Source organism: Streptomyces olivochromogenes, from assembly GCF_001514115.1.
Lineage (GTDB): Bacteria > Actinomycetota > Actinomycetes > Streptomycetales > Streptomycetaceae > Streptomyces > Streptomyces olivochromogenes.
Genome location: NZ_KQ948499.1, coordinates 1 through 24,160 on the forward strand (window position 1 = coordinate 1; position 24,160 = coordinate 24,160).

Below are 24,160 nucleotides of genomic sequence, written 5' to 3' on the forward strand. Positions count from 1 at the left end.
CCACCTCCCGCGGCGACATCACCGCCCACAGCCTCTGAAGGATGGCCAAGAAGGCTGCGTCATCCTTCCCCACCGGTGGGGAAGGATGACGGTAGCGATCGCGGAGGGGGCCTCGTGCGGCTCTGCCAGGTCCTCGCCGGCGCGGGCCGGTTGCGGAGCCTGCACGGAACCGACTTGACCACCGGCGGCGCAGCTCGCGAGCCTGCCATGTCCTGTGCAGGCTGGGCAGCGTCAAGATGAGCGGGCGCAACCGGCGGTTCACCGGGTCCGGGGCGCGGCTGTGTCAGTCGGGAGACCTCGCCGGCAGCCATGGTTCGTGCCATCGCGGATATCCGGCGACGAGCTTGCTCGTGCCCGCCGGTCCCCAGGTCCCCTGCCGGTAGCGCTCGGGGTCGCCGGGCGCCTCAAGCAGCGGCTGGACGATTCGCCACGTCTCCTCCACCGAGTCCTCCCGGGTGAACAGGCTCGCGTTGCCTTGCATTGCATCACTGAGCAGGCGCTCGTACGGTTCGGGTGCCTCACCCAGCTCAGCCGCGAAGAGGAGGTCGAGGTCCACCAGCTGCGTGTCCTGCTTGCCCGGCTGTTTGGCCTGGATGCGGAAGTTCATGCCAGGGCTCGGATCGATCCGCAGGATCCACTGGTCGGGCTCGGGCGCGAACCCCTCCGCGAACGCAAGCCGCGGCGGGCGCTTGAACATGATCCGGATCTCGGTCACCCGCTCGGGGAGCGACTTGCCTGCGCGGATGAAGAACGGCACCCCGGACCAGCGCCAGTTCTCGACCTCCAGCCGCAACCCGACGAAGGTCTCGGTGCGCGAGCCCGGCAGCACGCCGGGGACCTGCAGGTACCCCTCGTACTGCCCGCGGACGTAGTGGGCCGGGTCGGCGTCGGGGATCGCCCGGAACACATCAACCCGGCGGTCTCGGAGCGCGTCCGCGTCGGCGGCTGATGGCGGCTCGGACGCCACGAGGGCGAGCAGCTGCAGCAGATGGTTCTGCACGACGTCGCGGAGCGCGCCGACCGGGTCGTAGAAGTGGCCGCGGTCCTCGACCCCGAAGTCCTCGGCCATGGTGATCTGCACGCAGGAGATGTGGTCGCGGTTCCACACCGGCTCGAACACGGAGTTGGCGAACCGCAGGAACAGGATGTCCATCGCCGGCTCTTTGCCGAGGAAGTGGTCGATCCTCAGCAGCTGGTCCTCGTCGAGGAGCTGACGCAGCTCGGCGTTGAGGGCGCGCGCCGACGCGAGGTCATGCCCGAACGGTTTCTCCACGACGACCCGGGCGCCCTTGGTCAGCCCGGCGCCTGCCAGGCCCCCGACCACCCGGGCAAACAGCGACGGCGGGATCTCCAGGTAGAAGACGGGGCGCCGTCTGCCGTCGACCGCCCGGGCGAGGCGACGGAACGTCTCCTCGTCGGTGTAATCGCCCTGTACATAGCTGAGTCGGGCGGCGAACCGGGCGAAGACGCTGTCGTCGAGCGGCTCGCCCGTTGCCTTGATCGCCGCGCGGGCGTGGTCGCGCAGCGCGTCGTCGGACCAGCCGTCGCGCGCCACTCCGACGATCGGGCAGGTCAGCAGCTTGCGCCGCTCAAGCCGATAGAGCGAGCGAAACGTCATCTTTCGCGCGAGGTCGCCAGTGATTCCGAAAATGACCAGCACGTCTGCGGGAACGTTCGACGAGTTCAAAGCCATCTGATCCCCCTCACGGGGCCGGCACGGCAATAGGGTCGGGCGTCGTGATCATGCTGGCGACTGGGGGCCGGCGCGAGCCGGGCCCTGGCCGGCCGCCGCGTCCGCGAGGACGAGCGACGCCGCCGCCTCGACCCGGCCGGCGGGAATCGACCGGTCTCCCGCAACGAGCCTCGAGAGCGGTTCGCGTTTGTCCGCTCCGGTGATGAGCCAGAGCACTTGCTGGGCGCGGGCGAGGGCAGGATAGGTGAGTGTCATGCGCTGGTGGCCCATGTAGGGCGCCGTCAGGGCCACCAGCCGGTCCGAGACTTCGAGCACCGGGTCGCGTGGCACCAGCGAGGCGGTGTGCCCGTCCGGGCCGAGGCCCAGGTGAACGAGGTCGAAGCGCCCGGGCAGCGACCGCCCGTAGGCGGCGGCCGCCGCGTCGAGGTCGGCGTCGTTCACGGGCATCGCGATGACCTCGGCCGGGGCCGCGCCGAGGCTCTCCCGCAGATGGGTGAGGTTGCGGTCCGGGTCGCCGTCGGGCGCGACCCGCTCGTCGACCTGGAACACCGCCACGTGCTCCCAGGGGACGTGCTCATGTGCGAGCCGCGCGAACATCGCCCATGGCGTGTGTCCCCCGCTGACGGCGAACGTGAATCGGCCGTGGGCTTGCACGCAGGCCTGGGCCAGCCGCGCCACGAACGCCGCCGCGGTGCCGGCGACGGCATCGGGGTCGGCGACGACTTGGAGTTCGTGATGCACAGCCCTCAGCCCTTCTTCTCGGCGTGCCCGCCGAACTCCGAGCGCATCGCCGAGAGGATCTTGTCGGTGAACTCCCCGGCCTCCCTGGACTCGAAGCGCTCGTAGAGCGAGGTGGTGATGACCGGTGCCGGGACGCCTTCGTCCACCGCGGCGAGGACAGTCCAGCGGCCTTCCCCGGAGTCGGAGACCCGCCCGGCGAAGCCGTCGAGGGAGGGCGAGCCGGCGAAGGCGTCGGCGATCAGGTCGACCAGCCACGAGCCGACGACCGAGCCGCGCCGCCAGACCTCGGCCACCTCGCCGACGTCGATGTCGTACTGGTAGGCCCACGCATCCCGCAGGGGCGTCGTCTCCGCGTCGACCTCTTGCTTGCCTTTGCCGGCGTCCGCGCGCTTGATGATGCTGAGGCCCTCGGCGATCGCGGCCATCATCCCGTACTCGACCCCGTTGTGGACCATCTTCACGAAGTGCCCGGCGCCGTTCGGCCCGCAGTGCAGGTACCCGAGCGGGGCGGTGCCGTCGGTCCGGGTCCGGCTCGGCGTCGGCTCGGCGCAGCCCTCGCCGGGAGCGATCGTCTTGAAGATCGGGTCCAGGTGGGCCACGACCTCGTCCTCGCCGCCGATCATCAGGCAGTACCCGCGTTCCAGGCCCCAGACCCCACCGCTGGTCCCGCAGTCGACGTAGTGCAGCGACTTGTCGGCGAGACGCTTGGCACGTGTGATGTCGTCGCGGTAGTAGGAATTGCCGCCGTCGATCACGATGTCGCCGGGCTCCAGCAACGGCTCGAGCTGGTCGAGGATGGAGTCGACGATCGCAGCCGGAAGCATGAGCCATACGACCCGTGGCTTGTCCAGTTTCGCGACGAAGTCCCGGGGTGAGTCCGCGCCCGTCGCGCCCTCGCCGGCCAGTTCGGCGACGGCGTCCGCGTTGACGTCGGACACGACGCAATGGTGGCCGTCCCGCATCAGCCGACGCACCAGGTTCGCCCCCATTCGGCCGAGACCGATCATCCCGAGCTGCATGGGCTTGTCTGTCGCCATGTGGCGCCTCCTAGTCCTCACCTTGCCGAGCTCGACGCCCCACTGGTCGAAAGAGTCGATCCCCCAAATCGTCCCCTGGGTGAACACGCTGTGCTCGTCGAGCGCGACCAACGTGGCGAGCCGGTACGGGGTGAGCACGTCGGCCAGCAGCACGTTCGTCGGGCGGTCGCCCCCCATCACCCGGTGCGGCGCCACGTCCTCCGCCGTCCCCATCGGGCATCGTGTTGACGGTGAGTGGCGCGGCCGGACCGCGGACGTAGAGCGTGTCTGCGGCGGCCGGGAACACGTCGGCAGCCCGCTGCGGGTCCCCGATGGCCGGCTCGAAGAACAGCTCCTCGCCCTCGCGCCCGCCCGCCGCCTTCGAGCGGGTCGCGTCGTCGTAGTTCACGCCTGCTCCCGGCCGGCGGCCACGCACTCGCGGGCAACTTGGGTGACCTTCTCGGGAGTGAAGCCGAATTTGGTCAGCAGCATCTTGAGCGGCGCCGATGCCCCGAACGTGTGCATGCCGACGACCGCGCCGCCGTCGCCGACGTAACGGTCCCAGCCGAGGGTCGCCGCCTGCTCGATGGCGACCCGGGCCCTGACCCCGGGCGGGATGACCGAGTCGCGGTATTCCTTGGGCTGGCGGTCGAACAATTCCCAGCAGGGCATGCTGACCACGCGAGCCGCTAGGCCCTCGGCGGCGAGCTCGTCACGGGCCGCGAGCGCGAGTTGCACCTCCGACCCGGTGGCGAGCAGGATGACATCGGGCTTGCCGTCCGCCGCGTCGACCAGAACATAGGCTCCCCTGGCCACCCCTGATGCGGCCCCCGTCTCGGAGCGGTCGAGGGTCGGCAACGCCTGACGGGAAAGGACCAGCACCGCCGGCTCGTGCCTGAGCGCGGCGACGACCCGCCAGGTTTCGACGACCTCGTTCGCGTCGGCCGGGCGGAACACCAGCAGCCCCGGCATCGCGCGCAGCGACGCGAGCTGCTCGACCGGCTGATGGGTGGGGCCGTCCTCGCCGACCCCGATCGAGTCGTGGGTGAAGATGTGCACGACCGGAATCTCCATCAGCGCCGAAAGCCGGATCGCGCCGCGTGCGTAGTCCGAGAAGATCAGGAACCCCGACCAGTACGAGCGCAGCTTGGTCAGCGCCATCCCGTTCGTGATCGCGGCGGCGGCGTGCTCGCGGATCCCGTAGTGGAGGTTGCGCCCCGAGCGGTCATCGGCCTGGAAGTCGCCGGCGCCGGAGAACGTGAGGTTGGTCTTGGTCGACGGCGAAAGGTCCGCCGACCCGCCAAGCACCCACGGCACGGCTTGGGCAAGCGCGTTGAGCACCTGGCCGCTGGAGTCACGGCCGGCGATGCCCTTGGGGTCGGCCGGGAAGGTCGGCAGCGCCGACTCCCAGCCCTCCGGCAGGTCACGCCGCTGGATGCGCTCCAGCTCGTCGGCGAGCTCGGGATGGGTGGTTCGGTAGGCCTCGAACCGAGCCTCCCAGCTCGTCCGGGCTTCGCGACCGCGCGCGCCGATGCCTGCGGCGAAGTGCTCGTAGACGCCGTCGGGAACGAAGAAGTCCTTGTCCTCCGGCATCCCGAGGAATCGCTTGGTCGACTTGACGCCCTCCACGCCGAACGGAGCACCGTGCGCCTTCGGGGTGTCCTCGACGGGTGACCCGTAGCCGATGTGGCTGTGCACCACGATGAGCGTCGGGCGCTCATTCTCGGTCTTGAAGGTGTGCAGCGCGCGGGCCACGGCGTCGAGGTCGTTGGCGTCGGCCACGGTGGTGACGTTCCAGCCGTAGCCGATGAACCGGGCCGCCACGTCCTCGGTGAACGTGATGTCGGTGTGGCCCTCGATCGTCACCCGGTTGGAGTCGTAGATCCAGCAAAGGTTCGACAGCCCCTGGTGGGCCGCGAGCGAGGCGGCCTCCGAGGAGATCCCCTCCATCATGCAGCCGTCGCCGGCCATCGCGTACACGTCGAAGTCGAACATGGTGAAGTCGTCGCGGTTGTACCGGGCGGCGAGCCACTGCCCGGCGATCGCCATCCCGACCGAGGTCGCAACGCCCTGGCCGAGCGGGCCGGTCGTGGCCTCCACGCCGCTGGTCCACCGGTACTCCGGGTGCCCGGGGCAGTGCGAGCCGAGCTGGCGGAACGTCCTGAGGTCGTCGAGGGTCACGGCCGGTCGGCCGAGTACCTCGTAGTCGGGGTCGACAGCCCGCACGCCGGTGAGGTGGAGCAGCGACCAGAGCAACGTGGAGGCGTGTCCTTCCGACAGCACGAAGCGGTCGCGGTTGGGCCAGATCGGGTCGGCCGGGTCGAAGCGCAGGAAGCGTTGCCAGAGCGTGTACGCGACCGGGGCGATTCCCATCGGTGTCCCCGGGTGGCCGGAGTTGGCCGCCTGGACGGCGTCCATGCACAGAGTGCGGATCGTGTTGACGGAAAGTGCTTCCAGGTCGTTGTTGCTCAATGCGAGCCTCCCTGAGGGTGCTGCCCCTGCGCTCATATCGAGCACGGCAGACTAGGGTTGAGCTTTCCCGGCCGGGGCGAAGAGCGCCGCGCCGACAATGCCCGCATCGTTCAACAGCTGCGCCGGCACGATCTCGGTCCTGAGCTCGATGTACGGCAGGAACTTGTCGGCCTTCTTGCTGACTCCGCCGCCGATGACGATCAGGTCGGGCCACAGCAGCCGCTGGACGAGCTCGAGATACCTCTCCAGGCGGTGCGCCCATTTCTTCCAGGACAGGTCGTCGTGCTCGCGCACCGACTCCGCGGCCCAGTCCTCGGCATCCTCGTGGTGCAGCGGCAGGTGCCCCAGCTCGCTGTTGGGCACCAGGAGCCCGTCGGAGAAGACTGCGCTGCCGATACCGGTGCCGAGCGTCACCATCACGACGACGCCCTTGCGTCCCTTGCCGGCACCGAAGCGCATCTCGGCGATCCCGGCCGCGTCGGCGTCGTTCACCACCCTCACGTCCCGGCCGGTCGCTCGTGCGAAGAGCTGGGCCGCGTCCGTGTCCATCCAGGCCGGGTCGATATTGGCCGTCGTCTGGACTTTGCCGCCCCGGATGACTGCCGGGAGCGTCAGCCCGACCGGTCCTGGGACGCCGATCTGGGAGAGGACCTGCACGACCACGTCCGCGACCGCCCCCGGGGTCGCCGGATGCGGGGTCGGGATCCGGACCCGCTCACCGATGAGGCTGCCGAGCTCGAGGTCGACCGGCGCTCCCTTGATACCGGTTCCGCCGATGTCGATCCCCAGCACGTGGGCCGTCTTGTCCAGACTTGCCTGCGCCACTGACCGCTCCCCTCAAGGGCCGGCCCAAAATGTGTTGCGTGAATTTTGGACGTCAGGACCCGTAAGAGCTTCGCCATATAATCCTTAACACTCGCACATATCCCATACACCCGCCACATCACTCTTACAGGGTTATATCGAAGCCCAAGGGGTAAATCCAAGCATTGCGCGCCCTCAAGGGCATTGGCCTTCCCCTCTGTTCGAAAGGAACGCGACCGCGGCTCATACCGGCCGCGACGGTATCCTCCAGCAACTTTCGGAAATCAAGCCGACCGGGAACCCGTCCCACAGGTCCCCCGCATCCATGAGCCGTTGCCTCTCCCCACCCGGACCGGCCGCGACCAGAGCTTACGGAGGCGTGATGCCAACCCTCCCGATCCGCCTGCTTCTTGCCGACGTCGACGGCACTTTGGTCACGGGCGACAAGGTCCTCACCGACCGCGCCGTCCGTGCGGTCCACAAGCTCTACGACGCCGGCGTCCTCTTCGCGGTGACCAGCGGGAGACCGCCCCGCGGCATGTCCATGATCATCGAGCCCCTGGCGCTGACCACAGAACTCGCCGCCTTCAACGGTGGTCTCATCGTCAAACCGGATATGACCGTTGTCGAGCAGCAGGTCCTGCCCGCGGAGGTGGTGGCCCCGGTCGTCGCGCTGATGGAGTCGTTCGGCCTCAGCGTCTGGATCTACCGGGGTGCCGACTGGTACGTCCGCGACATGAAAGGGCCGCACGTGGATCGCGAGAGCTGGACGGTGCAGTTCGCGCCCACGCTCGTTCCCGGCTTCGACGGGCTGGAGCAGGGCACCGCCAAGGTCGTCGGGGTCAGCGATGACCACCAGGTCGTCGAGGCGGCCGCGGTCGCAGCTCGCGCGCAGTTCGGCGAGCATGTCTCGGCCGCCCGCTCGCAGCCCTACTACCTCGATGTGACCCATCCGCAGGCCAACAAGGGCGGTGTCGTCAAGTACTGGTCCGCCAAGCTCGAGATTTCCCCCGAACAGATCGCCACGATCGGCGACATGCCCAACGACGTACTGATGTTCGCCCACTCGGGACTGTCCATCGCGATGGGCAACGCCAGCCACGAGGTCCAGCGCGCGGCGAGGCGGGTGACGACGAGCAACGAGGAGGAGGGCTTCGCGAACGCGGTCGAGCAGTTCATCCTTTGACCCGCGTCACCGCATGCCCGGGCCTGGCTGCCCTCAGCCTGAGACCTGCCCGACCAAGGAGGAGGATCGTGAGCGTCGAGCATGAGAAGCAACGTGCCGCCGAGGCCGCGGCCGAGCTGGTGGAGGACGGCATGACCGTCGGCCTCGGCACCGGCTCGACCGTCGCCCACCTCCTGCCTGCGCTGGCCCGCCGCGGTCTGTCACTGCGGTGTGTCGCGACGTCGCCGCAGACCGAGGAGGCGGCCCTGACGCTCGGTCTGCGGGTCGAACCGTTCGGCAGCATCGACTGCTTCGACATCACGATTGACGGTGCGGACCAGATAGCGTCGGACGGCTGGCTCGTCAAGGGCGGCGGCGCCGCGCACACCAGGGAGAAGATTGTCGCGGCGGCCGCCGCCCGCTTCGTCGTGATCGCCGACTCGAGCAAACGAGTGACAGCGCTGCACCCGCCGGTCCCGCTCGAGCTGCTCGAGTTCGGGCTGGCCGCGACCATGCGCCTGCTCCACCCGGTCTCCCTGCGCGACGCGCCACGCAGCCCCGACGGCGGCGTCATCGCGGACTACCACGGTGCCGTCGACGACCCCGCGGGTCTGGCGGCGCTGCTCGGCGCCACCCCCGGCGTCGTCGAGCACGGCCTGTTCCCTCCGACGCTGGTCGCCGACGTATTCGTCGCCCGCGGCGACTCGGTCGAGCACCACAATCATGCCAAGTCCCAAGCCTGAGGGGATATTTGGTGTGGGCGGATTGCCCTCCGTCTCCTCTGCTCCGGCGCCCGGTCCGCCGCCGGCTTCTCTGCCTCTCTGTCACCAGTTCCCGCGACCGCTGATCTCATGCCGCCGCCATGCTGCTTCGGGATCTCCACCGCACGCACCGGAGGCGGGAAGTCCGTCCCCGACGACATCCGGTTCCAGATCTTGTAAAGGTTGCCCTTCAGATCGGACTCGAAGTCGGCAATGGACTGCGCATCCACCCCTGGCGCCCCCTGATTCCTCCTCACATCCTGGAAAGCCTCACAGACTTCCCACTTCGGGATATCAAACGGCTTTCCTGACGATTTCAACTGCTTCATCGGCTCCTCCCGGTCATCGCCGGTTGACCAAACGAACACAGCCACGGATGACCCGGCCCCTTCGCTCCACCCCCATTACAGGGGCCTCATCGCTACTACGGGCCGGTCCGCCAACGCACCCCGCGACAGTACTCAGTCCCTTGCGGTTTCAGCCGCTTGAGACACTCCCTCTCGCCGCCCTACCCGGGGCGGTCAGTGTCAGGGTGCGCTTTCTCCTGTTCCATGTGGAAGCGGCAGATCAGGCTCACGTCATCTTCATGCCGGGCACCGTCTGGCCAATAAACGGGCTCCCGCCAGACTCATCCCGGAGATCGGAGAAAATTTCCGGTTCTGATGCCATCTCACTCTGTTTCGACACGTCAGCAATGATTCGCTTGCGCTCGTCTTCCTGATCCCTACCTGCCTCTCACGACGCCTTTTCCTCATCGCTCACCACGACGGTCTTCAGCCAACGCAGCATGAGGTGGTTTGAAGCCTCCCCCCGCAGGGCGACTCCGAAGGGCCAAATCCTTCATCTCCCACACAGCATCACTTGAGGATGCACTTCCTACATAGAGCTCCTCATCGTGTTCAGGACACACTCCCCGACAGAGTCAAGCTAGGGGCCGTCGGGAACGAGCGTCGTCTTCCTTGCCCGCCGAGCCGTGCGGCGGCTCTCCCCAGCGTCCAGGCGCAGGCCTCTGTGACCCTCGCCGTTCCGGGACTCCGTCACCTTCATCGATACGGGACATCACATTCACGCGAACCAGATCACTCGAGGCGACGAGTGAACCGGACCAGATCATCCGAGATTGGGACCAGGTCCGCTGAGACGCGACAGATGAGGCCCCACCAATCGCCGCCCCAGCTCAAGACTCAGTATGCGGCATAGGAAGTGCCATCAACCTGTCCTGCAGCAATGCCACGTGGCGTCACCAGTCGCCACCAAGGACATCCACTCATCTACGGGCCAGAGCACCTATTCCAGGGTACTGACACCGGCTCAGTAACGACATCACCGTAGTGGCGCTGCAACGGCACTTCACAGGACCATGCACAGGACAGCCCGACCCCAGCCACCACCACCCCAGCCCGGACGGCCGCACGACGGCCGGACAGCGCGACGGCCCCCGCCGTCGCGCAACACAGACCACCCCGCCCCGATCCCCGAAGCCGCCACCCACCCACCCACCCGCCCCCATTCCTCACTCATCCATCAACCGCGCGGGACACAGTGGCAGCAGAGGGGATGTCAGACCCCCGACCATGCACGGAAACCTTGGTTGACCTGCGGATACCTCACCCCTGCCCGAGAGACTCGCGCAAGAGATGTTGCAAGAGAAGGCGCAGGAGTAGCCGCAAGAGAAGGCGCAGGAGATGTTGCAGGCTTCGGTGTTTCGGGTTGCGCCTGCCGAAAAACTCATCCGCCCAACTCAGACGGCATGTTGGTACTCGTGGAAGATGCCGCCGAGTCGTTCGCGTCTTCGTATGTCGAGGCGGGTGATCTGTTGTGGGTCGGTGATCGGCACCGGCAGTGGGTGCAGCGGGCGGGCGTTGGCGATGCCCTGATGGGGTCGGTGAGAGTTGTAGAACTCTTCGAACTCCCGTAGCGCGTGGAGCAGGTGGGCGTGGTTCCAGATCAAGGTACGGTCCAGCACCTCACGCCGGCAGGTCTGCACCCACCGTTCCATGATCGAGTTCATGCGCGGCATCCGGACGCCGCTGAGCACTACCTCGATCCCCGCGTCGGCGAGGACCGCGTCGAACAAGGCGGGGAACTTCCCGTCACGGTCCCGGACCAGGAACCTGGCCCGGCAGCCGGTGTCTTCGAGGTCCATGACGAGGTTCTTCGCGGCTTGCGTCACCCAGGAGGCGGTCGGGTGAGCGGTGGCGCCCAGGATCCGGATTCGTCGGCTGGCGTGCTCGATCACCGCGAACACATACAGACGCGTCCCGGACAGCGTGGCCGTCTCCAGGAAGTCGCAGGCCAGCAGGGCATCGGCCTGAGAACGCAGGAAGTCCGCCCACGTACTGGAAGCGCGTTCCGGCGCCGGGTCAATCCCGGCTGCCTTGAGGATTTCCCAGACGGTGGAGGCGGCGACCTTGATTCCGAGCACGAGGAGTTCGCCGTGGATGCGGCGGTATCCCCAGCTGGGATTCTCCTGGGCGAGCCGCAGCACCAAGAGCCGGATGGAGCGTACGGTCCGCGGCCTTCCAGGGCTCTTGGGCCGGGAGACGGCCGCATGACGGCGTGCGATCAGGTCGCGGTGCCAGCGCAGCACCGTGTCCGGACGCACCACCAGCCGCACCCTGCGCAGCACCTCGACCGGCAGCCGGTGCAGCAACGCCGCCAGGAACGCACGATCACCCAGGGTGAACCGCACTCTCTCTCGTGTCCGAGTTGGCGCTCCAGCACGGTGATCTGATGACGCAAGGCGAGTATCTCCGCGTCCTTGTCCCGGTCGCTCATCGGCAGCAGGCGCAGCACCGCGAACGCGTTCGAAACGGCCAGGTAAGCCAATCGCAGCAGCACGACCGACCATCATGCCGGGGCGATCACCAGCCGCACGAGAGCACCCGTTCGAGCGCCCGTCCCCGACACCCCGCATAGCCCGCGCGGCGGCCCCCACCAGGGTGGATGAGTTTTTCGGCAGGCGCACCGTCGGCGTCGACGCCGAGGAGAGCCGTCGCCTGCAAAATTCCCTGGTCGACGCGAACGTGCTCCACCACATCGCGGACACGTTCACGGCGGACCTGGAATCGCCGTTCTTCAACGGCATCAAGGTCTTCTACGGTGGGCAACCCGGCAAGGTGCAGGCGGAGAACCGCGTCAACGGGGAACGTCACGAAGCGGGCTCCGCGGCCTTGGCGGCCATGGACCTGCCCGAACCCAACGCGTTCACGATGGTCCGCGCCTACGCCCTGCTGCTCCCCATGCCGGAAGACGGAACGGAGCCGCCGTATCCGCCAGCCCGTCTCGACCTCACCCACACCCGCGCCTGCGGCTGCGGGAACCAGCCGGCGTGAGCGCGATGCTTACAGTGACGCGTCGGCGGGAACCGGTCATGAGCACCGCGGTTCACCGGGAAACTCCACACTCCTTCGTGGGAACCCCACACCGTTAGAGACCGCGTTTCAGCAGGCAAGCGAATTCCATCGGTTGTCCAAGCCCAAGCCTGTGTCCTCCCCGCGCAGGCGGGGGTGAGCCGAGGTTCTCCACCCACCTCGCCATCGCCCGCCCGTCCTCCCCGCGCAGGCGGGGGTTAGCCGCGCTAGCAAGCGTCCAGCCGCAGTCAGGCTCTCGGCGGCCGTGCGAGGGCGCGGGAGGCCGGGGTCAGTTTCCGTCCTCGTCCTGGGCGCGTTGGTAGAGCTTGGCGATGTTGTTGTCGAAGTACGCGGCATAGGAGACGTCGTTCTCGTCGCCGCCGCCTTCATGGCCGCCCAGGACGCCGATGACGGTGCCGGTGTGGCTCTTGGGGTCGTAGTCGGCGAACCAGGGGCTGCCGCTCGTGCCGCCCTCGAAGTCGGTGCACTGGATTCGCAGTTGGGTGTCGCTGAATTTCGTGGTGCGGTTCTGGCAGGAGATCGGGGTGTCACGGCTGGTGGGGTAGCCGGTGATCTTGACTTCGTTGTTGAAGCCGCGATCTATGCCGAGGCTGTTGCCGCCCAGGACGTCCTGGATGTTCTTGCCGTCCTTCGGGTCGACCGTGAGGAAGGCGACGTCAAGGTCCTCGTCCTGCGATGTGGCCCAGCGGTCGTCGACGACGACCTTGTTGACCTTCCACAGGCCGGTGGGTTCGTTGCCGTTGCGGTAGTCGGGGGCGAAGACCAGGTCGTCCACCGGCTTCCCGGCGTCGGCGTCGAAGGCGCAATGGGCCGCGGTGATCAGCATGTTCCGGCCGGGGCTCTGCACCACGCTCGCCGTGCAGAAGTGGGCGCCGTGGTCGTCCTTCTCGAAGACCGTGCCGATCCGGGCATTCTCATCGGTCCTGCGCGGGGTGTACGCGGTGCCGTCCTGGGCGGGGGCATTCGCCGAGGAGCTCTGGTCCTGAGGGGTCTGGCCCGGCTCGCCGGACTTGCCGTAGCTGCTGCGACCGCTGCTTCTGCTCGGATAGGTCTCCTCCGCGGCGGAACCCACCACTGCGGCTGCCCCCACGATGACCAGCGTCAGTGCTATGCCAGCCTTCATGGAACGAAACGGTAGCCCAGTCCGGGCATGCTGATCAGCCCGGGATGGGGCAGACGGGCTGACCGGTCCCCGACCCTACTCAGGGCGGCCACCGAGCGGGCGCACCCGGCAGCGGTACTGATTCGACAGAGGCGCTGGCCCGTCGCCGCCGAGCGGCCATCCAGGACGTGGTTCGGCCGAACCACTTCGTAGACGTGCTGCCGCGCCTCGAACGGAAGTCCCGGAAGTGTCTCGGTCGAAACACTCCCGACGTCCTACGTGCCCAACTTGCCTGAAGCCGGAGCACCCCATCTGATCTGCATGGGCCACCCCGAGCCACAGCAGGGATGCGGCGGACAACTCGCTGCGGGAGCAGTACGCGGCGGCGATCAGCGAAATCTGGGACGGATGGATGGCAGCCTGGAGCGTCGACGTTCCAGACCCGAAGGGCGACCGCGCCGCCGCCGTCCTCGCCGTCCGCGACCGCGAGTTGGAGCGCCTGCGGGCCCGGCTCGACGAGCTCAACAGAATGCCCTCGCCCTCGACCAGGGTCGCGAGGAACTCTTCGCGGTCATTCGCCGCGCGCGAACCGCCATGCATGTCGCCGACTGGCAGCGCGTCTACCTGACCTGCTCCGAACGCGCCCTCGCCGCGCTCGATCAGCCGACCGGGGCGGGGGCGCGGCCGTGACCGACCTGACCGACGCCCCACGACGAACTCACCGACGGATGCGCCCTCTGCCACGGCGAATGGGCCGAGGTGCGCGCCGGCATCCATGGACAGGAGACCCGATCAGCGCGTCGCTCACCGCATCGTCGGCCGCCACGTCAACCTGCCGACCGGCTGCCTCCACGGTGATAACGGCTACTGCCAGGGCATGACCGGGCTCAACAGGGCGAAACTGTCGACGGTCACGTAATTGGCTCTGACCGCAGTTCCGTGAAGGCTCGGGACTGCCAGGTCAAATGGAGTTCTCGCGAATCAACTCGATCCAGACAGACTGAGGATCCTCAGCCGCGGCTGCATGGTCGAGGCGTCGTGCAGCGTCCACTACAAGCTCCACGCATGCGTAGAGACGGTCGTAGTGGCGGACATGGTCCGCTTCTGAAGCCGTGTATGCGGGTCCCTCGACCTTCCGGAGGATCTGGATCGCCGCGCTCCAGCGCCAGGCAGTCTCGACGTACTGGGCAACCGAGGAGCTCAAGAAGGAGACCGCTGGCTTGTGCAGGCCTGCATGGTATGGCCGGAGGACCTCTGGGATGTCGTCGACGGTGATGGGCGCGGGGAGAAGACACAGGACACGGCCATCGCCGGGAACCACGCCGACGACGAAGCTGTCCTCGCTGGGCCCCCAGAATCCCAGGTCGTAGAGCTGCTGGCCGTCCTTAACCAGCCGGCGCTCGTGCTCGCCTGCCACGTTTGGTACCAGGACGGGATCCGGTCCGGCCTGCGGCCTGGGCGTGAAGAGCGGCAGTTGCGGCAGGCCCCACTCGCCCAGGGCAAACCGGTCGCCCTGGGGGATGTCCCACTCCTGAGCCACCTCGATGAACAGTGGCCGATCCTCAGTGGTGACCAACGGCTCCAGCGGCTCCGACAGCATGAACCGCAGTTCGTCCTCTACCGCCGCCCACTTGTCTCCGTGCTCGCTCCTCACAAATTGCAGCATCTCCTGGTGCGCCAGCCCAAATCAAGATCGTTCACGAAATCGCGGTCAGAGCCATTTTCAACGAGCCCCATCAACGGAGGCGAGGAGTCCTCGGCTTCGCCAGGCACGATGGACCAGCCCGTCGCAACATCAATCCCACCGTTGTGGCAGACGTACTCGGCCCCGGGAAACTCGTGCAGCCACGCGCCCAGGGTCTGGGCGGTACGGTCGGGCAGGACGTCAATCCGCTCACTTACCGACGTCGATACCGAGGAGCTTCGCCACCCCGGCGACCTGCCGGCCGAAGGCGCAGCTGCCCGGCGATCGTCATCCGGGGATCACGTCTAGGCTTTCCGGGCCAGTCCGGCGGCGATGAGGTGTTCCCAGACCGTGAGCTCTCGTCCTTCGTCGCTGTTCCACGGGTTGTCGCTCTCGTCGGGACGCCACAGGGACGCGGGGACGATCCCGGGGTCGAGGATCTCCAGGCCGTCCAGCAGGGAGGCGATCTCCGCGTCGGTGCGCCACCGGCCGCGGCCGAACGTCTGCTGGAGGACCTTCTCGGCCTCCGCGGTCTCCGGGTTGTTGCCGGAGCGGAAGTGGCTGATGAAGAAGCAACTTCCGGAGGGGACGTGGTCTCGCCAGTAGCGGACGATGCCAGCCGGGTCCTCGTCATCGTTGACGTGGTGGAGGATGGCGCTGAGGATGACGGCGACGGGACGAGTGAAGTCGATGATTTCCAGGGTGTCGGGGTGAGTGTGGATGCCTTCGGGGTTGCGCACATCGACCGCGACGACGCGGGTCCGGTCGTTGTTCTCCAGCAGTGCGCGGCCGTGGACCAGCACTTGGGGGTCGATGTCGACGTAGACGACTCGGGACTCGGGGGCGTGCCGTTGCGCGACCTGGTGGACGTTGTCCGCGGTCGGCAGGCCACTGCCCAGGTCGATGAACTGCCGAATGCCGGTGGTCTTCGCGATCTCTCTGACCGCCCGGGTCAGGGCCGCGCGGTTGGCGAAGGCGATGGCCACCGAACCGGGCAGGTCGCGTTTGAACACGTCGCCGATCTCACGGTCCACGGCGTAGTTGTCCTTGCCGCCGAGCAGGTAGTCGTAGACGCGGGCGATGCTGGGCTTGGCCGGGTCGATGGAGGAGCCTTCGTACGTCATGGCTGCCATTCTTTCCCGCAACGTCGCCTGCGGACCCTCGTTTTGGGATCCTCCGGCCGGTCTGGGCAGCGCGAGGGCATGGATGTCTGGGCTCGGTGTCAAACGCCCGATTGGATGACAGGGCGACTGGCTTCACTGTCCAAGGACACTCTGCGCACCGCATGGCTGATGGGGATATCTGGATCTCCCATCTCCTGCTCGGGGCGGTCTCATAGTTGCTCGGCTTGATTCCCCAGGCAGCCCCGCGCCGATCTGCGGACGGGCGACCCTCTTGTGTGGCGTCCGTCCGCAGATCGGCGCCATACAGGAGGGGCCACTCGATTGCCCGCCAACACCGGGGTCGGGGTGGCCAGTTCGTCAGGAAGTCCCCCGGCCAAGGGAGCCGGCCGCCTGGCGGTTGAGCATCGGATCAAGCCCCCCATCACCGTTCGAAGCTGGAAGGCATAGAGCAGGGTTAGCGGGGGGTGAGTTCTTCGGTGAGGCGGCCGGTCCAGGGGCACCAGTAGAGGCCGGGGAGGAAGGGGCCGCCGGCTTCGTCCAGGTGGTCCTCGACGTAGGGGATGGTGGCGTCGCAGACCTCGATGGCCGCGTCGGCGAAGCTGATGGTGTCCGGATTGTAGTGGAAGTCCCACTGGGGGTTGTAGAAGGCCGGGCGTTTGATGATCCGGCCGATGACGATCTTGTGTTCCCCGCTCTTGACGATGTCGCGGGCTTCCTTGATGACTTCCGGCCTGGTGATCTCGATGACGAAGTTGTGGCCGGTGATGTCCCGCATGTTGAAGTACGCGGCGTCGCCGGCGGCTCCGGCCTGTCCGCTCTGCCCCATGGTCAGAGCGAGCAGGTGGCCGCGAGGGTGCCGATCCGGGTGGTGATACGTCGCATGAGGGCAGCTCCGTGCCTGGGGGCCGTGACACTCACGACCAATCATGACGCAAAGTATCCGAATAACTATGCTAAGTAACGATCACACTCGGAACCCCGCTTCCCAAGATCCTCGACAGCCCCACCGCGAGTGGATCGCCGCGTACGGGGAGGAACCCGGAGCGTCAATCACCCCGGCCGGACCCGTCCCTGCCGATCCCCGGCGGGGTGGAAGGGGCCATAACCACCAGCCGGACGGCCCGTTGCCCAAGTGAGCCCGGCGCCGTGCCCACCGTACGGCGCCAGGCTTCCCGCTACGCTCCGGCCAAGAGCCCCCTTACGATGATCACCGTGACCACCCGCCGCACCCTTGGTACCGGCCCCGAGGCACCCGCGCAGAACATCCGCGCCGCCCAGGCCAACCTCCTCGACGCACTGCCCGGCATCCACCTGCCAGACCTCGGCGAGCTGCGAACCCGCGGAGTCCTCGGATCCCACCCCGCAACGCCGCCGAGCCCGCGACGAACCCTCAGCGCCGCCCGCACGGACGACACGGTGCCGGATCCCTCCCACCCGCTCCAGGCGGGGTAGACGACGGCAGGCCGCCTCTCCCCGCTGTGTTCGCGCTTGCTTGTGCCATCTCATGAGCTAACAGCCCCAGCGGTGCCTCAGGGCCCCGGACGGCCACCCGTCCGGGGTCTGCTGCGGCTTGGTGCCCTCACGCCCTCAGGGCGTGCTGCGCCGTTGTGGCAGTACCTGCGCGAGCAGGCCGGCGCCGGACCAATGTCACCCGTACGGCTTACACGCCCTCGCCTCGGGCATGCGGCCCTCACCCGTTCAGCCCACACTGAGCCTGGACTTTCTGCCGTCGCGCCGTTCCCGTGATCACCGCTTCGTCGGGAGGCATCGTGGTCGTGCTGGCTCTGCTCGTGCCGGTAATGCTCCTGCTCCTGATGCTGGCGCTGGACCTCTTCGAAGACCTCCTGTTCCCCTCACCACCACCGCCCCCTCGAGATGACAAGCCCACGGAGCAGGTCGACAGCCACGATCACGGACAGCGAGACACCTAGCGGTCAACGCTCCCGGGTTTCTGAACCTCGAATCCACAGTTCACGGTGCGGATGGTCGACACCGTGGTGTAGGGAAGCCTGCGACACCGAAGCGGCCCGCCACCCTCAGAGCCCCCGGACTGTGGCCGGACGGCAGTTGTCGGACACGGCCCAGCGGGAGCCGGGACCGGTCATGTGGCGGGTCGATTTCGCACCAGGTGCTTGATTTTGATCCAGTCGCGGGTACGACGTCCAGGCAAGTATGGACTGGTGAGGCGCTTGGCGACGACGCCGTCGTATCCCTCGAGACGGGTCTGCTCAAGGGCCTGCTCGGCAGGTGCGGGCCAGGCCGCGGGCACACTGATACAGGGACTGGCCAGGGCGAGGTCGTCGAGGAGGTCGCGGCGGGAGGTGTACGGCAACTGCACGGTCGGCTCGCCGAGGTAAAGGATGTCGTACAGCATCAGCTGGACAAGTAGATCCTCGACGGCGTGGCCGATCACCTGAGGATGATGCAAGCTCATGCGCTGCTGCAGGCGTTCCACCGACGGCCGGCCCTCACCGTCCAGGGTGATGATCTCCCCGTCGAGCACAGCCTGGGGCCCGGGCAGCAGAACAGGCAGCGCCTTCAGTTCAGGGTACTGGTCGGTGACGTCCACCCCGGTCTGGGACAGCAGCCGCATGCTCCCGTTGCCGGGCAGGTGGGCGATGACCCGTACCCCGTTCCAGAGCGTCTCGTACGCGTACTCCGCCTCACTCTCCAGCCCCGGAGCCGGACCGATCACCGCGAACATCGGCGCCAGCGCAACAAGCACACTCCCAGCCTGCGCCCGGCAGCCAGCTCCGGCCACTCGCCCAGTCGTTTCCATCCCGGTCAGCAACAGCAGCGGGCTTCGAGGAACACGACGAGACCATGATCAAAGTACGCGGCAAAGGCCGTCGCCTCATGCCCGCCGCACCGCCGTATCACCTGCTGGCACTCAGTGCCGACGGTATTCGCGGTCGAGCACGGCTGAGTCGGGCATGCCTCGCCGTCATGGCCGAGATGGTGTCCCGCGAAGTGTTCAGAGGGCGGTACGTGACTTGATGTCTGTATTGCCCTGTCGGCTGGGGTAGGCAGGCTGCCCGGAGGGCCGCCGGGCGGCTATGGCCGCGACTGGGCGAACAATCCCTGCTCGGTCTCGACCAGGATGCCGCGCTCGGTCAGCCGCTTGAGTTTCAGGCGGGTGTTGTTCATGTTGTTGGGCGCGATCTCCATGTCCATCGCCTCGCAGACCTGCCGTGCCCGCAGCGGGGCGTGATCGCCGGTGTGACCGCGGGCTCACAGGGGCGGGCACAGTGTCGCCGGTCGGGCGCCTGTCCATGGGTGAGTGGGGCTGCCGCATGGACAGGCGTGACCGTGGGCCTCAAGCCGCTTCGAGGAAGGGGTAGTCGGTGTAGCCCTCGGCGCCCGGCCCGTAGAACAGTTCCGGCCGCGGCTCGTTCTCCGGGTGGCCAGCCTGCCAGCGCTCGACCAGGTCGGGGTTGGCGATGAGGGCCCGGCCCACGACCACGGCGTCGGCGTGGCCGGCCTCGATCTGCTGGAGCGCCTGCTCGCGGGTGGTCTGCCCCCCGAGGGGGCCGTTGTTGACGATCAGCTTGCCGTCGAAGCGCCGCCGCAGCTCCTGTACAAGGTCGCCGCCCGGCTCGGTGTGCAGTACGGAGAGGTAGGCCAGGCCCAGCGGGCGCAGTTGGTCGAGCAGGGTGCCGTAGGTGGCCAGGACGTCGTCCCGGTCGGTCTCGAAGACGTCCCCGAGGTCGCCCTCCGGCGAGATCCGCAGGCCGACCCGATCGGCACCGACGGCCTGGGCGATGGCCGTGACGACCTCGACGACGAAGCGGGCGCGGTTGTTCGGCGAGCCGCCGTATCCATCGGTGCGCTGGTTGGCCGCCGGGGAGAGGAACTGGTGGAGCAGGTAGCCGTTGGCGCCGTGGATTTCCACGCCGTCCGCTCCCGCCTCGACGGCCCGGCGGGCCGCGGTGACGAAGTCCTCCAGGGCTGCCCGGATCTCTGCGGTGGTCATCGCTTCCGGTACAGGGTAGGGCTGTTCGCCCTTCTCGGTGAACGTCTTATTGTCGATGGCGATCGCGCTGGGGGCGAGGATGCGGCGGCCGCCGTTGATGTCGGGGTGGGTGCCGCGGCCGGCGTGCATGATCTGCAGGACGATGCGGCCGCCCTCGGCGTGCACCGCCTCGAACACCCGCTGCCAGCCGGCCGCCTGCTCGTCGGTGGCGATGCCCGGCTCACCGACATACCCCTGCGACGCGTGGTCGGGGTAGGTGCCCTCGGTGATGATCATTCCGACGCTCGCCCGCTGCCGGTAGTACTCGACCATGAGGTCCCCGGGGATGCCGGAGGAGCCGGCGCGGACCCGGGTCAGCGGTGCCATGACGATGCGGTTGGTGAGCTCGATCTTCCCGAGTGCGACGGGGGAGAAAAGCGACGGAACGGGCGAAGCTTCTGAAGTGTTGACAGGCATGGGTTTTCCTTCTGTGATACGGAGGGAGAGGGGATGAATGTCTGCGGCGCAGGGGGTCCAGGCTGTCCCGGGGCAGGCGCGGATGCGGCCCTCGGGCAGGCGCGGGCCCGCCGGCGGTGACGCGGTTCCAGGACCGCGATCGGGGTGTGGGTGGTGTTGGCGGCGAACGCGGTGAGAGCCGCATGCCGTCGGCGTCGGTGTCGACGCCGGTCAAGTGCAACTGCCCGCCGGGGTACGGGCGTTCGCTCCTTGCGCACGATCAGCGGCCGGCCAGGTGACGAAGTCTTGGGTGCCGCCGCCGGAGTCGGTACGGATCGGTGTCTGCAGCGCGCGCCGCGGCCGACTCCCTTGACGCGCCCCCGCGATGAGGACCGATACACGGCTTCGCCTGGAACGCGATTGCGGCGGGGGTGGGAACAGCGATCTCAGCGATCCTCATTCTCACCGGCCTGAGGCACGTCCGCCGGCCGATCGCCCATCGGACAGCCTGCTTCACGAAAGCGCGAGGCTAGTTGAGCGGGACGTCCGCGACGGCCTTGAGGTGGCTGAACGTCTCGAGGGAATACCGGCCGTGGTACCGGCCCATGCCGCTTTCGCCGACGCCACCGAACGGCAGGCCGGTCATGAGCAGCTGCATCACCGGCTGGCCCCAGGCGACGCCGCCGGAGGACGTCTCGTTCACCAGGCGCGACTTGGTGGCCTCGGACGTGGTGAAGGCGTAGAGCGCCAGGGGCTTGTCGCGTTCGTTGATGAAGGCGATGGCGGCATCGAGGTCTTCGACTTCGACGACGGCGAGGATCGGACCGAAGATCTCCTCCTGCATGACCGGCGATGCGGGGTCGACATCGGTGAGCACGGTCGGTGCGATGAACAGGTCGTCGCGGTCGTGCCGGCCTCCCACCGCCGCCCGGCCGGAATCCAGCAGCCGCGTGAGCCGGTCGAAATGCCGCTCGTTGATGATCCGGCCGAAGTCGGCCGCGGTCTGCGGGCTGGTGCCGAACTGAGCTTCGACCGCCGCACGCAGGGCGGGAACCAGTGCGGCCGCGGTCGCAGGATCGGCCAGAACATAGTCGGGGGCTATGCACTGCTGCCCCGCGTTGCCGAACTTGGCGCCCACCAGCCGCTTCGCGGTCTCCTCCACATCGGCGTCGGGCGCCACGAAGACCGGCGACTTGCCCCCGAGTTCGAGCGTGACGGGGGTGAGGTTCTTGGCGGCCGCGGCCATGACGATCCGGCCGACCGTGCCATTGCCGGTGTAGAAGATGTGGTCGAAGCGCTGTGCCAGGAGGGCCGTGGTCTCCTCGGCGCCTCCCTCGACCACGGTGAGCACATCGGCATCGAAGTACTCACGCAGGAGTCGTGAAGCGACCGCCGAGGTGTGCACCGACATCTCGCTCGGCTTGGCCACCACGGTGTTCCCGGCGGCCAGCGCGCCGATGATGGGGTCGATGAGAAGGTGCAGCGGGAAGTTCCACGGAGCGATCACCAGGACGACCCCGAGCGGGTCGTACGTGGTGTAGGCCGTGGTCGTGGGACCGAAGTGGGCGGGAACCTCCACCGGGCGGGGCTGAAGCCAGTTTTCGAGGTTCGCCAGTGCCTCGTCGATGTCGGCGACGGTGAAGTCGATCTCCTGCGTCTTGGCCTCGGCGGCGTTCTTCCTCAGATCCGCCCAGAGGGCTTCGATCAGTTCCTGCTCGTTCTCGACCAGCAGTGCCCGCAGCCGCTGCAGCTGGCTGACGCGCCAGTCCAGGCCGCGGGTGACGCCGGTGTTGAACGTCGCACGAAGGCGGCCGACCGCCTCCGCGGCCGTTTCCGTCCGGTGCGTCCTCGACTCGGTCGCCTGTGTTGTGGTCATGGGGTGTGCTCCGTTCTTGATGCAGGCCGCGCCGTCAAAGACGTTCGTGGCATGCCGTAGTACCGGTGATGGGCAACCCGGTGGATGACGGATGAAGGGTCAATCCGTGCCTTCACCGTAACCCATGTACGCGTAGACGCGAACATGAGGTGAGGGTTATTCTTTCCTCATGGCCAGCCGCACCTCATCCCCCCTCGTCCACCCCGACACGGACGACCTCGACCTCTTCAAGATCATGAGCGCGCTGACCGACGAGACCCGGCTCACCATCGTCGTCACCCTCTCCGTCTCCCCTGGCCTGGCCTGCAGCGGCTTCACGCAGGACGTCACCGCGTCCGTTCTCACCCGCCACTTCCGCGTCCTGCGCGAGGCCGGTCTCATCCGGCAGCACGATGTCGGCACCCGCCGTTTCAACACTCTGCGCAAGGAAGATCTGGACCAGCGGTTCCCCGGACTGCTCGACCTCGTCCTCAAGGAGAGCGTCGGCCGCGTGGAGCCTTACGTGAACGCCGAGTGCGCCTGACCCTCCGGGGCGCCCCTCCGTGGCCGCGACGAACCGGACCCACCGCAGCCAGGTGTCCAGCTTGCGGTCGGCTTCGATCACGTCGAACAACACCTCGTGCGCCGAGCGGCAGTAACCGGTGCCCCAGCAAGGCGATACGCCACCGGCCCCGACGTACCCGCTTACACGGAGGCGACGTACTACGCCGAACCCGGTTCCCCGTCGGCGGAGGCACTACGACTGCTGGCCAGCTGGGGCACCGACGCGACAAGGGCGGGAGCCGGGATGCCGCCGGCACGCACGGCTTGATGAACAGTTGATCATCGGTAGTTGGCTGCGCGCCACGCCCAGCGTCCCTTCGCACGCCAGACGCCTCCGGGGGCGGTGCCGGATTCAGGACGGCGCGGGCGTGCTGCGGTAGGCAGTGGAAGAACGGCGGCGCCGCTGCGCAGGGCGTCGCTTTCGAGGGCCGGCCGGCGGATGGCCTCCTCGTACAGGTTCCGGCGGGCTGACTTCTCCCCGCACGTCTGCCGCGTCGACATCAGGTACCGCTCCAGGTGACGCACCCGCAGCTCCTCCACCCGTCGCGGCGGTTCCGTGAGCCCGTTGACCGTGGACACCTCCCGGTCCCAGCTCGTGTCTTACAGACGAGGTCCACGCTCGTCGCGACGACGCCACCACTCGTACGCCGCCCGGTCATCCATGGACGCGTCGCGCCAGTCAACGCCGGCCTCGCGCGAACCACAGAAAGTCGAAGTACGTGCGCAGATCCCGGGCCAACTGGCTGACTACAGCTTTGGCCAGCTGCCCAACGCGAGGTTCGCGACTTGCAGCAGCTCAGGGCGGGAACTACCACTTGCGGCCTGGACGGCAATCCCATTGGCGACTGTTCTCAGGTAGAGCGCAAGAAGATGAGGATCTGTGGAAGGCGGAAGGTCACCGGCGTCCACCGCCTGTTGAAACCGGCGCGTCAAGTGGGCTATCCCCTCCTCACGCCATGCGATGAGTGCGTCTCGGACCGGGCGGCTCTCATCCCCCGTAGCCAACGCACCCAGCACGCCAAGACAGCCCGCGGGGAGTCCCGGCGTGGTTGCCGCCTCGACCGTTCCGTGGAGCACAGCAGTAGCCACTGCTCCGCTTGTGGGCTCTGCCAGAGCTCGAGCGAAGTAGGAGGTCAAGCCCTCGGTGTACCGCTCCAGCGCCTTGTAGAAGAGGTCTTCTTTGCTGCCGAACGCCCTGTACAGGCTGGGGCGGCTGATACCCATCGCTTCGGTGAGGTCGTCAAGGCTGGCGCCCTCGAAACCCTTTGACCAGAACACCAGGACTGCACGATCGAGTGCCTCGTCGATGTCGAACGCGCGAGGCCTGCCACGAGGGACCGGTGTCGTCGAGAACATTTCTTCATCCTACCCCTTCGATACCGATCGGTACGGATGTG

Annotated in this window: 21 protein-coding genes and 2 pseudogenes; 8 read left to right on the plus strand and 15 right to left on the minus strand. The window is 67.7% G+C overall.

The features are described from left to right. Nucleotides 1–283 precede the first annotated feature (283 nt). The 5 genes from zwf to ppgK all read right to left on the minus strand — a co-directional run bounded on the left by zwf (nucleotide 284) and on the right by ppgK (nucleotide 6,747). A complete protein-coding gene (gene zwf, locus AQJ27_RS50250) occupies nucleotides 284–1,693 on the minus strand; it encodes a glucose-6-phosphate dehydrogenase (protein WP_067385625.1) in 1,410 nt (469 codons plus the stop codon). 48 nt (nucleotides 1,694–1,741) lie between these two features. Continuing rightward, the gene (gene pgl / locus AQJ27_RS50255; RefSeq protein ID WP_067385628.1) at nucleotides 1,742–2,434 is read right to left on the minus strand and encodes a 6-phosphogluconolactonase; all 693 of its coding nucleotides are present in this window, start codon (nucleotides 2,432–2,434) and stop codon (nucleotides 1,742–1,744) included. A 5-nt stretch (nucleotides 2,435–2,439) separates the two neighbouring features. After that, nucleotides 2,440–3,684: a phosphogluconate dehydrogenase (NAD(+)-dependent, decarboxylating) gene (gnd, locus tag AQJ27_RS50260; RefSeq protein ID WP_079065935.1), complete on the minus strand. Its 1,245-nt coding sequence runs from the start codon at nucleotides 3,682–3,684 to the stop codon at nucleotides 2,440–2,442. Between the two features lie 171 nt (nucleotides 3,685–3,855). Next, complete coding sequence (gene tkt, locus AQJ27_RS50265; protein WP_235614042.1) at nucleotides 3,856–5,922, minus strand: transketolase; 2,067 nt, start codon at nucleotides 5,920–5,922, stop codon at nucleotides 3,856–3,858. A gap of 51 nt (nucleotides 5,923–5,973) precedes the next feature. After that, nucleotides 5,974–6,747 (minus strand): polyphosphate--glucose phosphotransferase, encoded by a 774-nt coding sequence (gene ppgK / locus AQJ27_RS50270; RefSeq protein ID WP_235614043.1) that lies wholly within the window; start codon nucleotides 6,745–6,747, stop codon nucleotides 5,974–5,976. A 361-nt stretch (nucleotides 6,748–7,108) separates the two neighbouring features. On the opposite strand from ppgK, the gene AQJ27_RS50275 reads away from it, so the two are divergent. Then, nucleotides 7,109–7,912, plus strand: coding sequence for a Cof-type HAD-IIB family hydrolase (locus AQJ27_RS50275; RefSeq protein WP_067385632.1), 804 nt, complete (start codon nucleotides 7,109–7,111; stop codon nucleotides 7,910–7,912). A 68-nt stretch (nucleotides 7,913–7,980) separates the two neighbouring features. Beyond that, nucleotides 7,981–8,634 carry a ribose 5-phosphate isomerase A gene (gene rpiA, locus AQJ27_RS50280; protein WP_235614044.1) on the plus strand — a complete coding sequence of 218 codons (654 nt, stop codon included), beginning with the start codon at nucleotides 7,981–7,983 and terminating at the stop codon, nucleotides 8,632–8,634. Here the strand turns inward: rpiA and AQJ27_RS58230 are convergent. Beyond that, nucleotides 8,613–9,026, minus strand: coding sequence for a hypothetical protein (locus tag AQJ27_RS58230; RefSeq protein ID WP_201264532.1), 414 nt, complete (start codon nucleotides 9,024–9,026; stop codon nucleotides 8,613–8,615). The two genes, rpiA and AQJ27_RS58230, sit on opposite strands and share 22 nt — an antisense overlap. Nucleotides 9,027–10,393: 1,367 nt before the next feature. After that, nucleotides 10,394–11,493 (minus strand): annotated as a pseudogene (locus AQJ27_RS50285) (integrase core domain-containing protein). A 101-nt stretch (nucleotides 11,494–11,594) separates the two neighbouring features. Here AQJ27_RS50285 and AQJ27_RS50290 point away from each other — a divergent pair. Beyond that, entirely contained in the window at nucleotides 11,595–11,987 is a 393-nt protein-coding gene (locus AQJ27_RS50290) for a DUF6348 family protein (protein WP_067385635.1), read from the plus strand. 307 nt (nucleotides 11,988–12,294) lie between these two features. Here the strand turns inward: AQJ27_RS50290 and AQJ27_RS50295 are convergent, their stop codons facing one another. Continuing rightward, nucleotides 12,295–13,149 carry a trypsin-like serine peptidase gene (locus tag AQJ27_RS50295; RefSeq protein WP_067385637.1) on the minus strand — a complete coding sequence of 285 codons (855 nt, stop codon included), beginning with the start codon at nucleotides 13,147–13,149 and terminating at the stop codon, nucleotides 12,295–12,297. 754 nt (nucleotides 13,150–13,903) lie between these two features. On the opposite strand from AQJ27_RS50295, the gene AQJ27_RS57135 reads away from it, so the two are divergent. Beyond that, nucleotides 13,904–14,047, plus strand: a complete 144-nt coding sequence (locus tag AQJ27_RS57135; RefSeq protein WP_159064662.1) for a hypothetical protein — start codon at nucleotides 13,904–13,906, stop codon at nucleotides 14,045–14,047. A 42-nt stretch (nucleotides 14,048–14,089) separates the two neighbouring features. On the opposite strand, the gene AQJ27_RS50300 is transcribed toward AQJ27_RS57135, so the two are convergent. The 3 genes from AQJ27_RS50300 to AQJ27_RS50310 all read right to left on the minus strand — a co-directional run bounded on the left by AQJ27_RS50300 (nucleotide 14,090) and on the right by AQJ27_RS50310 (nucleotide 16,762). Continuing rightward, on the minus strand, nucleotides 14,090–14,782 hold the full coding sequence (locus AQJ27_RS50300) for an SUKH-4 family immunity protein (protein WP_159064663.1): 693 nt from the start codon (nucleotides 14,780–14,782) through the stop codon (nucleotides 14,090–14,092). 335 nt (nucleotides 14,783–15,117) lie between these two features. Then, nucleotides 15,118–15,945, minus strand: a complete 828-nt coding sequence (locus AQJ27_RS50305; protein WP_079065936.1) for an SAM-dependent methyltransferase — start codon at nucleotides 15,943–15,945, stop codon at nucleotides 15,118–15,120. A gap of 445 nt (nucleotides 15,946–16,390) precedes the next feature. Further along, nucleotides 16,391–16,762, minus strand: a complete 372-nt coding sequence (locus tag AQJ27_RS50310) for a BP74-related protein (RefSeq protein WP_067385643.1) — start codon at nucleotides 16,760–16,762, stop codon at nucleotides 16,391–16,393. Nucleotides 16,763–17,148: 386 nt separating this feature from the next. On the opposite strand from AQJ27_RS50310, the gene AQJ27_RS50315 reads away from it, so the two are divergent. Further along, the gene (locus AQJ27_RS50315) at nucleotides 17,149–17,388 is read left to right on the plus strand and encodes a hypothetical protein (RefSeq protein ID WP_159064664.1); all 240 of its coding nucleotides are present in this window, start codon (nucleotides 17,149–17,151) and stop codon (nucleotides 17,386–17,388) included. A gap of 317 nt (nucleotides 17,389–17,705) precedes the next feature. Continuing rightward, the gene (locus tag AQJ27_RS50320) at nucleotides 17,706–17,867 is read left to right on the plus strand and encodes a hypothetical protein (protein ID WP_159064665.1); all 162 of its coding nucleotides are present in this window, start codon (nucleotides 17,706–17,708) and stop codon (nucleotides 17,865–17,867) included. 170 nt (nucleotides 17,868–18,037) lie between these two features. Here AQJ27_RS50320 and AQJ27_RS50325 read toward each other — a convergent pair whose 3' ends face one another. From AQJ27_RS50325 to AQJ27_RS50335, 3 genes are all read right to left on the minus strand, one after another. Beyond that, on the minus strand, nucleotides 18,038–18,661 hold the full coding sequence (locus AQJ27_RS50325) for an ATP-dependent DNA ligase (protein ID WP_235614045.1): 624 nt from the start codon (nucleotides 18,659–18,661) through the stop codon (nucleotides 18,038–18,040). A 591-nt stretch (nucleotides 18,662–19,252) separates the two neighbouring features. Beyond that, complete coding sequence (locus tag AQJ27_RS50330; protein ID WP_067385650.1) at nucleotides 19,253–20,365, minus strand: alkene reductase; 1,113 nt, start codon at nucleotides 20,363–20,365, stop codon at nucleotides 19,253–19,255. Nucleotides 20,366–20,873: 508 nt separating this feature from the next. Continuing rightward, complete coding sequence (locus tag AQJ27_RS50335; protein WP_060895110.1) at nucleotides 20,874–22,220, minus strand: aldehyde dehydrogenase family protein; 1,347 nt, start codon at nucleotides 22,218–22,220, stop codon at nucleotides 20,874–20,876. 169 nt (nucleotides 22,221–22,389) lie between these two features. On the opposite strand from AQJ27_RS50335, the gene AQJ27_RS50340 reads away from it, so the two are divergent. Beyond that, on the plus strand, nucleotides 22,390–22,743 hold the full coding sequence (locus AQJ27_RS50340; RefSeq protein WP_060895109.1) for an ArsR/SmtB family transcription factor: 354 nt from the start codon (nucleotides 22,390–22,392) through the stop codon (nucleotides 22,741–22,743). A gap of 174 nt (nucleotides 22,744–22,917) precedes the next feature. Further along, nucleotides 22,918–23,031 (plus strand): annotated as a pseudogene (locus AQJ27_RS60015) (transcriptional regulator); the annotation flags it as partial. Between the two features lie 479 nt (nucleotides 23,032–23,510). Here the strand turns inward: AQJ27_RS60015 and AQJ27_RS50350 are convergent. After that, a complete protein-coding gene (locus tag AQJ27_RS50350; protein WP_067385654.1) occupies nucleotides 23,511–24,119 on the minus strand; it encodes a TetR/AcrR family transcriptional regulator in 609 nt (202 codons plus the stop codon). Between the last annotated feature and the right edge of the window lie 41 nt (nucleotides 24,120–24,160).

Bases quoted from the DNA above. Each gene is read 5' to 3' on its own strand.
- AQJ27_RS50350 (WP_067385654.1), bottom strand. From the start codon at position 24,119: ATGTTCTCGACGACACCGGTCCCTCGTGGCAGGCCTCGCGCGTTCGAC.
- AQJ27_RS50330 (WP_067385650.1), bottom strand. From the start codon at position 20,365: ATGCCTGTCAACACTTCAGAAGCTTCGCCCGTTCCGTCGCTTTTCTCC.
- AQJ27_RS57135 (WP_159064662.1), top strand. From the start codon at position 13,904: ATGGACAGGAGACCCGATCAGCGCGTCGCTCACCGCATCGTCGGCCGC.
- AQJ27_RS50340 (WP_060895109.1), top strand. From the start codon at position 22,390: ATGGCCAGCCGCACCTCATCCCCCCTCGTCCACCCCGACACGGACGAC.
- AQJ27_RS50295 (WP_067385637.1), bottom strand. From the start codon at position 13,149: ATGAAGGCTGGCATAGCACTGACGCTGGTCATCGTGGGGGCAGCCGCA.
- zwf (WP_067385625.1), bottom strand. From the start codon at position 1,693: ATGGCTTTGAACTCGTCGAACGTTCCCGCAGACGTGCTGGTCATTTTC.
- AQJ27_RS50335 (WP_060895110.1), bottom strand. From the start codon at position 22,220: ATGACCACAACACAGGCGACCGAGTCGAGGACGCACCGGACGGAAACG.
- gnd (WP_079065935.1), bottom strand. From the start codon at position 3,684: ATGGGGACGGCGGAGGACGTGGCGCCGCACCGGGTGATGGGGGGCGAC.
- AQJ27_RS50305 (WP_079065936.1), bottom strand. From the start codon at position 15,945: ATGGCAGCCATGACGTACGAAGGCTCCTCCATCGACCCGGCCAAGCCC.
- AQJ27_RS50310 (WP_067385643.1), bottom strand. From the start codon at position 16,762: ATGGGGCAGAGCGGACAGGCCGGAGCCGCCGGCGACGCCGCGTACTTC.
- AQJ27_RS50275 (WP_067385632.1), top strand. From the start codon at position 7,109: ATGCCAACCCTCCCGATCCGCCTGCTTCTTGCCGACGTCGACGGCACT.